This is a genomic window from Niveispirillum sp. GW835-FHT14G11, from assembly GCF_058793615.1.
This window is the reverse complement of the sequence record NZ_JBXAFZ010000029.1, coordinates 26,418-38,550: the sequence shown is the minus strand read 5'-3', so window position 1 is coordinate 38,550 and position 12,133 is coordinate 26,418. Positions and strand designations below refer to the sequence as shown.

Below are 12,133 nucleotides of genomic sequence, written 5' to 3'. Positions count from 1 at the left end.
ATCCTCATTCGCGACTGCAGGCGCCCGTTGCGAGCCGTTCAACGCAATCCCCCTGAGCCGCAGCATCAGGGATCTGGGCGGCGAGTGCCCGGAGCGATGTCCACAATCCTGTCGCTGGCCTTCTCGGCAGAGGCGCCGCGCACCGCTCAGGCGGTGGGGATGGTGCCGCCATCGATCACGTATTCGGTGCCGGTTATGGTCGCGGCGCGGTCGGAGGCGAGGAAGGCGATCAGGTTGGCGATCTCTTCGGGCTTCGATGGCCGGCCGATCGGAATACCGCCCAGCGAGTCCATGATGATGCGCTTGCCGCCCTCATAGTCCGTTCCCGCCTCCTTCGCGAGCCGTTCCGCCAGCCGCACGGAGGCTTCGGTCTCGATCCAGCCGGGGGCGACGCGCACCACGCGCACCCCCTTGGGCGAGACCTCCTTGGAGAGGCTCTTGCTGTAGGTCGACAGCGCCGCCTTCGCGGCGGCATAGGCGGTCGTCGCCTCCGGCAACGGCAGTTCGCGCTGGATGGAGGTGACATGGATGACGGTGCCGCTGCCCTGTGCCACCATCCCCGGCACGAGCGCGCGGTCGAGCCTGACGGCGGCCATCAGGTTGAGGTCGAGCTCCCGGGCCCATTCGGCGTCGCCCAGCTTCACGAAGCCACCCGCCGGGGCGGACGAACCGCCCAGCATATGGACGATGACGTCGACCCCGCCCAGACGCTCGCGCACCGCGGCAGCAAGGGTGGCGCAGCCCTCCGGCGTGGTCAGGTCGGCGGCGGCGAACATCACCCCGGAGAGCGTGTCCGGCCGGGATCGCGCCACCGTCAGGACCTGCGCGCCGAGTTCGCGAAACAGTGCCACCGTGGCCGCTCCCGCGCCGCGCGTGCCGGAGGTGATCAGCGCGCGTTTGCCTTCAAGCGTGAGGAAGCCGGTCATGCGCGGATGTCCAGATGCGAGATGCGGTCGCCGTCCAGCCGGAACAGGAAGCTGAGCAGGACGGGGCTGCCGGGGAATTGTCCGGTCACCCTGGCGCGGACCTTGGTGACATCGTCCGTCTTGTCCATCTCCAGCGGCTGGAGGATGGCCTGATACTTGTCTTTGGTTTCGCGCCACCAGGCACCGATGGCCTGATGGCCGGCATGGGTGTGGCCTTCATCCTCGACGATGGCGTTGGGTGCGAAGGTCTGGACCAGACCCGCGTCGTCGCCTCTTTCGTCGGCGTCGAAATAGGCCTGGATCGGGGAGGGCAGGTTCATCGTGCTGCTCCATCGGCTGGGTTGTCGTTTCTCTCCTCTCCCATGTAGGCGTGGACGTTCGTCCCGATAAGCAGGATAAAGAGGGATGAGGAATTGCGGATAACAGGACAATGTACCGGCCCGGATTGAACGATCTCGATGCCGTGATCGCGGTTGCCCGCAGGGCCTCGTTCCGCGTTGCTGCCCTTGACCTCGGCATGTCGACGACAGCTCTCAGCAACGCCGTGGCAAAGCTGGAGGCGAGCCTTGGTGTCCGCCTGTTCAATCGGACGACACGGAGCGTCTCACTCACCGATGCCGGCCGCCTGTTCGTCGAGCAGGTCCGCCCGGCCCTGCAGGACATCCACGGTGCCATGGAGGTCGTGCGGTCGCAGCAGGAAACGCCGTCAGGCACGCTGCGCATCAACGCCTTCGCCACGGCGGCGCGCGAGATCCTCTCGCCCCTGGTGTTGGAATTTCTCCGCCGCCATCCGCAGGTGCATGTCGACCTCGTCACCGAGGGGCGGCTGGTCGACATCGTCGCCGAGGGTTTCGATCTCGGTGTGCGGGTGGCCGACCTCGTGCCCAGCGACATGATCGCGGTTTCGCTCGGGCGTCCGCAGCGATATGCCGTCGTCGGTTCGCCAACCTATTTCGAGACGCGCGACCGGCCGCTTGTCCCGCTCGACCTCCTCGATCACCGCTGCGTCCGCGTCCGCCTGCCGAACGGCGCCCTGTATCGGTGGCAATTCGAGAAGGGCGGGCAGACGGCGCAGATCGATGTCGGCGGACCGATCACCCTGGATGAGGCCGGCCTGGCCCGAACCGCCGTGCTGGACGGCATCGGGCTGGGCTTCTTCATGGAACAGGATGTGCGATCCGACATCGAGGCAGGACACCTCGTCCGCGTGCTGGCGGACTGGACGCCGCCCTTTGCCGGCCTTTGCCTCTATTATCCTGGACGCCGTAATCCTTCGGCCGCACTGAAGGCCTTCATCCGCCTGGCCCGGGAACTCAGTGCAAGACCGGAAGCGTGATCATCCCCACGAGCACCCGGAGGTGCTTTATGATGCACCTGGGTGCCCCTCCAGTGCCACTATCGACTTGTATGGGGCCGGAAGCGGACGGGCAGATTTTAGAGCATGATAACGGAATAGCTGACATTCATCTGCGATTAAAGTTACCGATGGTCGCCATTAAATCCAACAGCTGTCCAGCGTAGATAAATTTCTACTCCACTGTTTTTAAATCATATAAACATGTGATCGCAGCCGCTGCTTGTACAGGCTAGTATCATGCTGGTTGGAAGCGAGTCCCTGGGAAAAGGTCAATGCCGCCCCTTTAATTTCGCAATGATATATCCGATTTCACCGGCCGAAAGTTGAGGAGCGAACGCATTTAATTCATTAAATGATCGACCTGAGTGAAGCAAGGCAATACCATACGTCTCCGCTAGCCCAGGGAGGAAGGGAAGCCAATTGCTCTGGTAATCCAAGTTCGTACGAGCAGAATTTAATTCATTGATAGCCTGACTAACAAGAACAGGTATTTTCGAACGTGCCAAAAAGCGCCATCGCTCAGTACGCAATTCAAATCTTGGGTCGACTTCAATAGCCCTGTCCATATATTGAACAGCGCTATTATAATCTCCTGTTAGCTCCGCCTCTTCCGCCCTCAATTCAAATGCGGCACTTCCAACACCGGGATCACTCTCAAGCGTAGAACGTGCGGCCTCCAACCTGCTATCGATATCCCGAGGGGCGGGACTTCTAGCATCCGCTCTGTACTTCCAATTTAGATACACTCTTGGCAAGGCCATCAGACTGAAAACTGTATGCCGCAGCTCAAGCCATTCTTTTGCGTAAGCCTCAGCACGGCGAAAGTCTGGACGAGACGAAAGAAGGATACATTGAATTAGCGGCCGATAAGTGCGCTCTATTCGGCTACTCTTACCTTTATTGAGCTCCAAAGATAACTCATATTGCTCAATTGCCTCTCTAAATTTCCCTTGATGATGAAGCAGGTCTGCCCTCAAAAAAGCAGCCATTCCTTTGTTGTTGTATACATTATCCAAATTCTTTATACAAGCATCCGCCTCATCGTATTTATAGTTTCTAGTCGCGCTCAGGCAAAAATATCTGATAAGTTCGACGCGTGACTCTGCTTTAAATTCTTCTCGAGTCTCAAACGCCTTCTTCAGAACGCGGTACGCAGGCCCCCTTCTTCTAGCATGATATAAACGCACCCCAGCTTGGAACCAATGCGACGCAGAGACAAACTCAATGACGCTCTTTGGAAGAAGATCGACATCTCCAAGAAGAGAAGCTTGAATTCGAGACTCTATCCTAATGTATTCATGCTGACTTGTTTCAAATTGTATCGGGTTTTTAACAAATTCCTGAAGAGCTCTCCTCAGCCAACTTAATAAATCTGCACGAATTAGGTCTCTACTTAAGCGATTTGCAAGCAATGGAGTCAGGCGATACAAATTCTCACCTTCTCTCTCAACAACCCCCAGCTCTAATAGCTTTCCCATTACACGTAGAATTGGCTTGCTAGGCCTCACAACTGATTCTATATCGATCAAATCACAAGGCGATACGTCGTTTAGAAATATTAGAACTCGCTGCTCATCCTCAGCGTTTCGTAGCTGATTGAAGGCCCACCGAACGTAAGAAGTAATTGATGCCGACATGGAACGACTATCGCGCGCAATAAACTGGTCAATGGTGTCAAAATCCTCAACCGTTGAAGCCGATCGAACCAACGAAACAAGAAAACCAATGCTTCCCCCTGATGCTTTAACCAGCCGGCGTATATCTTGATCGCTCCAGCGCTCCGGATTTTTATCAAAATAACTAACCAACTGATAGCAAAATTCGGTTAATTCATATTCTGAGATTGTGGGGACTCGCTGTACCGCAGCAGAAGATGCAATACTAATCCTACGCTCCCCCAAAATTGGCGTCTGCGAAATAATATATAATTTAGGGCGCCTCGAGGGAGGTAATAGATTAATTAAATCATCCAGCCAACGTGGAAGTTCTTCATTTTCCTCGATGACTCGCGCATGCTTAAATATAATGTAATCACCTGCTGCATGCACACGTTCAATAGCGGCCACTAATGCCGTCACTTCATCTTTGGACAAGGAATCCTTTAATTCCTTTAAGCTTTCCCTAGGTGCGCCAAACGCCTCACTCTCAATTCGTAGAAGGACTTGATTTGGTAATGATGTTTCATTGATTTCAATAAGAATCCCGCGCCCATTAGGCACAAATGCGCGATTAAAATTTCTGACCAACGTTTCTCGGCCAACTCCGTTGAAACCTGTGATCCACATGGCTGGCAAGCAATTGAAGCGATCTTTTTGAATTGCAGTGCGCCAAACTGGATCTAGATCAAGCCTGGGGAATTGAGGATGATCTGAGCGCAGAAAAGGCTCGACAGCTCGCTGAACCAGTTCGGTTGCATGAAAGAGATCAATGGAGGGAGGCGATGTTCTATACCCCAGCATCACTTTGAGTGCTTCGAATACAGGAGCAAGCGACGGATCAATCGTACCATCTATTGTAATGGGGTAGTCATCGAGCCTCAGAACGAGAGGTCTAATGCGCTCTTGTTGGACTAGTTCTTTGGCCTGCAGGATTTCCCTAACACATCCCCCTGCATTGATATAGCGCTTTGACCAAAAAATAATGACAAGGCGTGACTTGGGCAGCTCCTCTTTAGAAATCTCGTCCCACAGATGCGCACCATCGACTCCGGTTTTTGAGTACAAATATGTGGTGCCGTCTGGAATTCTTTGGAAAATACTTTCCGCAAATGAGATGTCCTTCGATGCAACTGAGAAAAATATAGGATACATGTTATTATACCCTCACGTGGCGCAATGCACAAGATACCACACCCGTACATTGCTGTGTAAAATTACCTGGAAACCAATTTAATGCGAAGGGAGCCGACTCTTCAATGAGAAACAAATTTGGGGAAAACACTTCACGTCCATTTCATCCACGATTACCACTGGTCCGAAGGCGGATTGAACCAGCAAAACTAATGGCGGCCAGCCGCCTTGGTGCTGAAAATAGACAGTCGGACCTTCTCAACCCAGCCATCTACTCGGCTAACGTTGGCACACGGTAGCGGCCGCTTCCGAGTACTACACTCGGGCGTTTAAGCGCTACAGTGGGAGGCGCTTCCCAGCCATAGCTCGGGCTTGATGAGGAGCAGGAGACCTTATCACCGCCCCGGCTCCTTGAAACGCAGGCGCAAAACCAGCATTGCGGCGACTGCGTACAGGACGACGACCGAGAGCCAGATGGCGCCGGGCCATTGCGGCCTCACCATGAAGTAGACGCTTGAAAACCCCAGCGGTGCCATGATCGACGCCAGGCTGACCACGGACGCCAGCACCCCCTGGAACTGTCCCTGCTGGCCGTCATCGACCTGGCGGCTCGCCAGGGATTGCAGGGCCGGCGTGCCGATGCCGCCGATGGCGAACAGCGGCATGATCGCGAAGACCACCCAGCCCTGCCGGGCGAACGCCATGACGGTCAGTGCGATGCACGCCCCGGCCACGCCGGTCAGAATGGCCACACGCTCGCCCAACAGCTTGACGGCGGGGCCGGGGAGAAACGCCTGGGCGAGGGTCTGGCAGACGCCGAATGTTCCCAGTGACAGGCCGATCCAAAGCCCGTTCCACCGAAAGGTGTCGCCGCCCCAAAGCGCCCAGCAGACAGCATAGGCCTCGCCGGTGGCGCTGAAGATGAAAAACACGAGGATGATCGGCAGGAGGCTCCTCACCGTAAGGACCCGGCGCAATGGCCGCAGCGGGTTCAGGGCGGCGAGGTCGATCCTCCCCTGGGTGGGCGGGCGCGATTCCGGCAGGACAAGGAATGCCAGCAGCAGGTTGCCGCCATTCAGCAAGGCCGCCGCGATGAAGGGCAGCCGCAGCCCATAGTCGCTGAGTGCGCCGCCAAGGACGGGGCCGATGATGAAGCCGATGCCGAACATGGCATTGAGCAGGCCGAAGCGGCGGGTGCGCCCGTCCTCGGGGGAAATGTCGGTGATATAGGCGGTCGCCACCGAGACATTGGCACTGGTCAGGCCGGCGATGGCACGGCCGGCGAACAGCATCCAGAGGCTGGGAGCGAACGCCAGGAACAGGTAGTTGACGACCGAGCCGGCGAGCGAGATCAGCAGAACCGGCCGCCGGCCGAGCCTGTCGCTGAGGGTCCCGAGGACCGGCGCGAAGATGAACTGCATGACCGCATAGAGGGCGATCATCATGCCGATATGAGGCGCCACATCCTGGGCATGGGTAACGTCCGCGAGCAGCGCGGGGAGGATCGGAAAGATGAGGCCGATGCCCAGGGCATCGAGGACGATGGTGATGAAGATGACGACAAGGGACCTGTTCATGATGACGTGCTCCGGTCGCCGCGAGCGTGCAGCGCCGCGAAGCGCCGATTGCTTGGCGATGAGGCCTGACGAGGGGTCAGGGGATTTCTGGGGAGTGCTGGCCGGCCCGTGCCTGCAAGGGGCATGGACGGGATATGCTTGACCGCCTGGACGCCAATCCGTCCACCTGCTTACTCCGCCATGGGGCGGATCAAGGGAGGCGGTCGCTTTTCGCGACGGCCGCAACCTACGTCCGCCGCGGGAGGACCGCAAGGCTCTTGTTTGCGATATCCCGGCACCCCGGCAATGCGGATAATGACGGCTCTCAACACCATGCGGGGCTTGCAGCATGCGTTTCGGCATCCTCCTCCTGCCGGTTCTGGTCCTGCTGTTTCCGTCACTGGCGCAGGCGCGGTGGCTGGAGGCCCGGTCGGCCAGTTTCATCGTCTACAGCGATGGCGGAGAAGATGACCTGCGCCGGTCGGTCGTGCTGCTCGAGGCCTATGACCGGCTGCTGCGGCAGGTGACCGGCACGACGGCGCCCCCGTCGCCGAACCCGCTCAGGGTCTATCGGGTCGCATCCATCGGCAAGCTCCAGCAGATCCGCGATGTGCCGTCGGCCGTGCGCGGGTTCTATTCCGCCCGCGTCGGGGGGACGGCGGCGTTCGCGGTGCGCGGCGACCGGCCGGGACTGGACGGCGAGGAGGTGCTGCTGCACGAATATGCGCACCATTTCGCGACGCGCTATTACCCCGCGTCATATCCGACCTGGTACAGCGAGGGCTTCGCCGAATATATGATGACGGCCCGGTTTGAAGCGGACCGGATCGAGATCGGCCGGTACAATCCGGCGCGCGCCGTGACGCTGCTGCGGGGCGCCTGGCTGCCGGTCGACCGGATCCTGTCCGGCGGGGTCGGCGGCCTGACTCCGGCCCAGGTCGGGCAGTATTATGCCCAGAGCTGGCTGATCGTGCATTACATCTTCGCCGCCGCCGACCGGCGCGACGCCCTGGCCCGCTATCTGGCCGACCTGCATCGCGGCGTGGCAGAGCCGGATGCGTTCCAGGCGGCCTTCGGCATGGATCATGCGACGTTCGAGGCCGACCTGAAGCGCTATATGCAGGGCGGCATCGCCTATGCCGTCATCGGCAGGCCGGCGGAACCGGCGGCGGAGATCAGTCTGCGCCCCTTGCCGGAGGCTGCCGACGATCTGCTGCTGCCCCACGCCGCCCTGATTCTGGGCATCCCCGATCCGAAGGACGAGATCGCGATGCTCCAGACGATCCGCAAGGCGGCGGCAGCCTATCCGGACGACCCCTATGCGCAACGGGTGCTGGCCCGCGCGGAGATCAGCAGCGGCGACCGCATGGCCGGGGTCGCGATGATCGACCGCCTGCTGCAACAAGCGCCGGACGATGCGGAACTGCTGTATGTCCGCGGTGTCGCGGATTTCTATTCGGGCCGGCGGGATGAGGCCCGGCGCGCGGCTTTTTTCGCCGCCGCGCGTCCCTGGTTCGCCCGCGCGGTGGCGGCCGACCCCGGCTATTACACTGCGCGCTACCGGCTCGCCCAATGCGCGCCGGCCGAGGAGGTGGCCGCGATCTCGGACGAGACTTTGGCCCATCTCATGACGGCGCAGGCGCTGGCCCCCCTGGTCGGCGACATCGCCATCGACACGGCGATAGCACTGATCGCGCGTCGGCGTTATGCCGAGGCGGAAAGGGTGCTGCTGCCCATCGCCACCAATCCGCATGGCGGCAATGTCGATCGGGCCCGGGCGCTGCTCGCCGGCATGCCACGCTCGGGCGGATGACAGAATACGCCGGCCGGTGGCGCTGCACGGGCCATGATATTCACGATCCGGTCCCGGTCTCATTGTCGGCGACATGGTGGTGCATCCGGCCGCCGTCGCAGGGCTGGCCGCCGGCAAGGCAGGAGGCGAGGCGGCGTTGAGGCCCTGGATCCGGGATGGATTGGGCGCCTGTCGATGGGGTTCGGATACAGGGAAGCGTCGGCGCCGGGCCTGACTGTGTCCTGGTGATGGGCATCGTCATCTCCTTCATCTTCGCTATTCGCAGCCCCTACCCCCGCTGTCCTCCTGATGGCGTAGAGCCCGCGGCGCCCGCGCCAACCCTCGGGGTCTTGAGAAAATTTCCCCTGCCGGGACCGCCCCGCCGAGGGCGGGGTTCGGGTCCCGGCATTCCTCGCGGGACAAATTTTCTCCCCCTCGGGTCCTCCACTTCATTGCGGCCCGTCGCTGGCGCTCGGGTGGCGCGGGACGCCCTTGCGGGCTCTGACGCCGGGGACATCGCGGGGATGGTCCCGCGACCGCAGCGAAGGAGACAGATCATGGCCATCACCCTCGGCACCTTCACCAAGGCCGATGACGGCAGCTTCACCGGCATCCTCAAGACCCTCAACGTCACGGCGGCCCTCACCATCGTCCCGGTGCAGAAGCTGTCCGACAACGCCCCCGACCATCGCGTCTATGCCGGCAATGGCCAGCGCTACGAGGTCGGCGCCGGCTGGAGCCAGGTCGCCAAGTCCAGCGGCGAGACCTACCTGAATCTCAAGCTGGGGGCACCTGAGTTTGGCCGGCAATGGTTGCGTGCCCGCCTCGTCAAGCTGGAGCATCCCGGTGAGGACGGCACCACCCATATCGCCCTCTGGGAGCCGAGCGACCGCTGACCCCGGCATCGAAGCAGCCCCGTTCCGGCACGCCCGGGACGGGGCTTTTCGTCTGTCTACGTCTGGGGGATCGAAAACAAGGGGGGCCTGATTCCGAGCGTCCCCAGCCACGCTCCCGGCCGCCATCCTCGCCTCATCTGCGGCGATACCCGCCGCTGTCGCCGAGGGAGATCGGGCATGGAGGACGAGGTCAATCGGGCTGCGCAGGCCAGGAAGGGCAGCCCCTTTCTCAACACCGCCCAGGCTGCCTTCTATATCGGCCTGTCGCACCGGACGCTGGAAAAGATGCGCCTGACGGGCGGCGGCCCGCGCTTCCGCAAGCATGGGCGCTACGTCCGCTATCACATCGATGACCTGGATGCCTGGTCGATGGGCGGGCGCCGCGACAGCACCTCGGGCAAGGGGGATGCGCCATGATCTGCTCGCCATTATTCGCCCCGCAGGCCGTCCGCCGACCCTCGCGCAAGCGCCGTCTGCCGCGTGCCATGCGTCGCCGCATGCTGATCCTGGTCGGGTTCGGGTTGGCGGCGCTGGGCTTCGCCACGCTGATCCGGCCGGTGCCATTGCTGGTGTGGAACAGCAGCGCCTCGGCGCCCATCGGGCTCTATCTCGTGCTGCCGGAGACAAGGGTGCGCAATGGTGATCTGGTCCTGGTCTGGCCGCCGGCCGCCATCGCCGACATGGCGGCGCGTCGGGGCTATCTACCGCGCGGCGTGCCGCTGATCAAGCAGGTGGCGGCCATGGGCGGTGACAATGTCTGCGCCTGGGACGACGACCTGTCCATCAATGGCGACATTGTCGCCCGGCGGCGGCGGGTCGATCGCGACGGCCGGCCGCTGCCGCGCTGGGAGGGCTGCCGCCACCTGCCGGCGGACGAAATCCTGCTGCTGATGCCGGCGGCGGACTCCCTGGACGGTCGCTATTTCGGGCCGGTGTCATCGCTGCATGTCATCGGCCGGCTGGTGCCGCTATGGGCCGGCTGAGCTTGGGCGGAATGGTGCTGGCCATGCTCCTGGCGGCACCCATCAACGCGGCAGACCGGCCCTTCTATGAGCCGGAAATCCAGGCGGCGGCGAAGCGTTTCGATCTGCCGGAGGGTTGGATCAGGGCCGTGATCGAGGCGGAAAGCGGCGGTGACGTGTGGGCGGTATCGCCCAAAGGGGCTCAGGGCCTGATGCAGTTGATGCCCGGCACCTGGGCGGAGATGCGCGACCGCTACGTCATTGCCGGCGATGTGTTCGATCCCGCCGCCAACATCATGGCCGGTGCCGCCTATCTCGCCGAGATGCGGGAGCGCTTCGGCTTTCCCGGTCTGTTCGCCGCCTACAATGCCGGTCCTGGCCGCTATGAGGCACATCTGCGTGACGGCATGCTGCTGCCGAAGGAGACCAGGGCTTATCTGGCCAAACTATCCGCCATGGTTGGGGCAGGAGAGGAGCAGGCGAAACCGCTTTTCGTACCTTTGAACGCCGCAGACAGGCGCCTGTTCGTTCCCTTGTCCGACGCTGATGCCGGGCGGCGATAGCGGTCGGAGAGAGGGGCTTCATCTCGATCCGCATGTCCTACCAGCCGGGGCGAGGCGCCCGTCAAGGAGGCGCGGTTCCCCCAAAATGCTGGCGCATTTCGGTTCCCCCACGCCCCGCTCCGCGGCGCCTTCGGCGTCCTTGACCGCCACCTCTCCGGCCGATGCCAGGGCTTGTCCTCGATGAGGAGGACGATAGCGATGGAGGATGCCATGTCGATCAACAACACCCAGCCGATCCCGGGGACGGACGCCTATTGGCGCCAGCGGGGAGAGGCTTTCGCCTTCATTCGGACCCTGGAGAGGGCAATCATCGCGCGCAGCCGTGCACCGATGTACATCGGCTCATCCGAGGACCCGGAAGAGAATATCGGGCCGTGGGAGCGGGTCTGCACGCTTCAGGATCAGGCTCGCCAGAACCCGATGGTGATGGAGACCCTGGCGGCGCAGAAGCGTCTGGCGCTGCTGGACGCATGACATTCCGGGAGCGGTGTCCAGGGGCGCCGCTCTCTTTTCTATCCAGCCCCTTCGCCCCTGTCTCCGATGTCGGAGCCTCACCGGAGAGGGTGGGTCTCATCTCGGTCCGCCCATCCTACCAGCCAGGCCGAGGCGCCCGTCAAGGATGCGCGGTCCCCCCGAATTGCTATGCAATTCGGCTCCCCCGCGCCCCGCTCCGCGGCGCCTTCGGCGTCCTTGACTGCCGCCTCTCCGGCTGAGGGGGGAACCCCGTCCTCGATGAGGGGGACGCCAGCCACGGAGGTTCCCATGTCGTTCATTGCAGCACACCCGCAGCCCGCGATCGACCGCTTTGCTGACCTTGTCGAAGGCGTCCGCGCCGAGTTCGGCGAGGAAGGGTTGATGGCCAATGTCGAGCGTTTCATCGCCTCCGAACAGCCCGATTTCATCTGGGAGGGGCGCTTCCGGGAGCATTATCTGGGCGAGTGGATAGGGGATGAGGAGGGTGAAGAAAGCCTTCACTGCATTCTCATTCTGAGCCATTTCCGGGGAGAATTCATCGTCGCCAGTTGCGTTGTCGACGGTGATGAACGTCTGCATTCCATGACCCGCCAGCGTGCCTATGCCAGCCGGGAGGTGGCCGAAAAGGCCTTCCAGATTGCTGCCGGCTCATAGACGGCGATGATGCGGGAGCGGCGGTTCTGCACCGTCGCTCCCTCTTTTCTTCGGCATGAGAGCGTATGAGGGCGTGGATAAGCGCTGATGCTGATTCCTGGCGTTGTAGGGCAAGATCAAGCGGTGGCGCCAGCGCCCCCGCAACCCCCTGTCTGCACATCCTT

At 61.5% G+C, this 12,133-nt stretch carries 12 protein-coding genes; 8 read left to right on the top strand and 4 right to left on the bottom strand.

The window, feature by feature from the left end; all coding sequences use genetic code 11:
* Positions 1-146: 146 nt before the first annotated feature.
* Both AC1Q7F_RS30990 and AC1Q7F_RS30985 read right to left on the bottom strand, forming a co-directional pair.
* Positions 147-926 carry an SDR family oxidoreductase gene (locus tag AC1Q7F_RS30990; protein ID WP_492512410.1) on the bottom strand — a complete coding sequence of 260 codons (780 nt, stop codon included), beginning with the start codon at positions 924-926 and terminating at the stop codon, positions 147-149.
* Positions 923-1,246: a nuclear transport factor 2 family protein gene (locus tag AC1Q7F_RS30985; RefSeq protein ID WP_492512409.1), complete on the bottom strand. Its 324-nt coding sequence runs from the start codon at positions 1,244-1,246 to the stop codon at positions 923-925. Before AC1Q7F_RS30985 ends, AC1Q7F_RS30990 begins: the two co-directional genes overlap by 4 nt.
* A 110-nt stretch (positions 1,247-1,356) precedes the next feature.
* Between AC1Q7F_RS30985 and AC1Q7F_RS30980 the strand changes: the two genes are divergently transcribed.
* On the top strand, positions 1,357-2,262 hold the full coding sequence (locus tag AC1Q7F_RS30980; protein WP_492512408.1) for a LysR family transcriptional regulator: 906 nt from the start codon (positions 1,357-1,359) through the stop codon (positions 2,260-2,262).
* A 290-nt stretch (positions 2,263-2,552) separates the two neighbouring features.
* On the opposite strand, the gene AC1Q7F_RS30975 is transcribed toward AC1Q7F_RS30980, so the two are convergent.
* Positions 2,553-5,093 (bottom strand): hypothetical protein, encoded by a 2,541-nt coding sequence (locus AC1Q7F_RS30975; protein ID WP_492512407.1) that lies wholly within the window; start codon positions 5,091-5,093, stop codon positions 2,553-2,555.
* A 374-nt stretch (positions 5,094-5,467) separates the two neighbouring features.
* Positions 5,468-6,979 (bottom strand): TCR/Tet family MFS transporter, encoded by a 1,512-nt coding sequence (locus AC1Q7F_RS30970; RefSeq protein ID WP_492512406.1) that lies wholly within the window; start codon positions 6,977-6,979, stop codon positions 5,468-5,470.
* On the opposite strand from AC1Q7F_RS30970, the gene AC1Q7F_RS30965 reads away from it, so the two are divergent.
* From AC1Q7F_RS30965 to AC1Q7F_RS30935, 7 genes are all read left to right on the top strand, one after another.
* Entirely contained in the window at positions 6,978-8,441 is a 1,464-nt protein-coding gene (locus AC1Q7F_RS30965) for a tetratricopeptide repeat protein (RefSeq protein WP_492512405.1), read from the top strand. The genes AC1Q7F_RS30970 and AC1Q7F_RS30965 overlap by 2 nt on opposite strands.
* 536 nt (positions 8,442-8,977) lie before the next feature.
* Positions 8,978-9,316 (top strand): DUF736 domain-containing protein, encoded by a 339-nt coding sequence (locus AC1Q7F_RS30960; RefSeq protein ID WP_492512404.1) that lies wholly within the window; start codon positions 8,978-8,980, stop codon positions 9,314-9,316.
* A gap of 177 nt (positions 9,317-9,493) precedes the next feature.
* Positions 9,494-9,733 (top strand): helix-turn-helix transcriptional regulator, encoded by a 240-nt coding sequence (locus tag AC1Q7F_RS30955; RefSeq protein WP_492512403.1) that lies wholly within the window; start codon positions 9,494-9,496, stop codon positions 9,731-9,733.
* On the top strand, positions 9,730-10,299 hold the full coding sequence (locus AC1Q7F_RS30950; RefSeq protein ID WP_492512402.1) for a S26 family signal peptidase: 570 nt from the start codon (positions 9,730-9,732) through the stop codon (positions 10,297-10,299). Before AC1Q7F_RS30955 ends, AC1Q7F_RS30950 begins: the two co-directional genes overlap by 4 nt.
* Positions 10,287-10,841: a lytic transglycosylase domain-containing protein gene (locus tag AC1Q7F_RS30945; protein WP_492512401.1), complete on the top strand. Its 555-nt coding sequence runs from the start codon at positions 10,287-10,289 to the stop codon at positions 10,839-10,841. Before AC1Q7F_RS30950 ends, AC1Q7F_RS30945 begins: the two co-directional genes overlap by 13 nt.
* Positions 10,842-11,051: 210 nt before the next feature.
* Positions 11,052-11,315: a hypothetical protein gene (locus tag AC1Q7F_RS30940; RefSeq protein WP_492512400.1), complete on the top strand. Its 264-nt coding sequence runs from the start codon at positions 11,052-11,054 to the stop codon at positions 11,313-11,315.
* 288 nt (positions 11,316-11,603) lie between these two features.
* Positions 11,604-11,969, top strand: coding sequence for a hypothetical protein (locus tag AC1Q7F_RS30935; RefSeq protein ID WP_492512399.1), 366 nt, complete (start codon positions 11,604-11,606; stop codon positions 11,967-11,969).
* Positions 11,970-12,133 lie beyond the last annotated feature (164 nt).

Excerpts from the sequence above, each read along its gene's own strand:
- AC1Q7F_RS30990 (WP_492512410.1), bottom strand. The coding sequence starts at position 926 with ATGACCGGCTTCCTCACGCTTGAAGGCAAACGCGCGCTGATCACCTCC.
- AC1Q7F_RS30985 (WP_492512409.1), bottom strand. The coding sequence starts at position 1,246 with ATGAACCTGCCCTCCCCGATCCAGGCCTATTTCGACGCCGACGAAAGA.
- AC1Q7F_RS30980 (WP_492512408.1), top strand. The coding sequence starts at position 1,357 with ATGTACCGGCCCGGATTGAACGATCTCGATGCCGTGATCGCGGTTGCC.
- AC1Q7F_RS30975 (WP_492512407.1), bottom strand. The coding sequence starts at position 5,093 with ATGTATCCTATATTTTTCTCAGTTGCATCGAAGGACATCTCATTTGCG.
- AC1Q7F_RS30965 (WP_492512405.1), top strand. The coding sequence starts at position 6,978 with ATGCGTTTCGGCATCCTCCTCCTGCCGGTTCTGGTCCTGCTGTTTCCG.
- AC1Q7F_RS30970 (WP_492512406.1), bottom strand. The coding sequence starts at position 6,979 with ATGCTGCAAGCCCCGCATGGTGTTGAGAGCCGTCATTATCCGCATTGC.
- AC1Q7F_RS30960 (WP_492512404.1), top strand. The coding sequence starts at position 8,978 with ATGGCCATCACCCTCGGCACCTTCACCAAGGCCGATGACGGCAGCTTC.
- AC1Q7F_RS30955 (WP_492512403.1), top strand. The coding sequence starts at position 9,494 with ATGGAGGACGAGGTCAATCGGGCTGCGCAGGCCAGGAAGGGCAGCCCC.
- AC1Q7F_RS30950 (WP_492512402.1), top strand. The coding sequence starts at position 9,730 with ATGATCTGCTCGCCATTATTCGCCCCGCAGGCCGTCCGCCGACCCTCG.
- AC1Q7F_RS30945 (WP_492512401.1), top strand. The coding sequence starts at position 10,287 with ATGGGCCGGCTGAGCTTGGGCGGAATGGTGCTGGCCATGCTCCTGGCG.
- AC1Q7F_RS30940 (WP_492512400.1), top strand. The coding sequence starts at position 11,052 with ATGTCGATCAACAACACCCAGCCGATCCCGGGGACGGACGCCTATTGG.
- AC1Q7F_RS30935 (WP_492512399.1), top strand. The coding sequence starts at position 11,604 with ATGTCGTTCATTGCAGCACACCCGCAGCCCGCGATCGACCGCTTTGCT.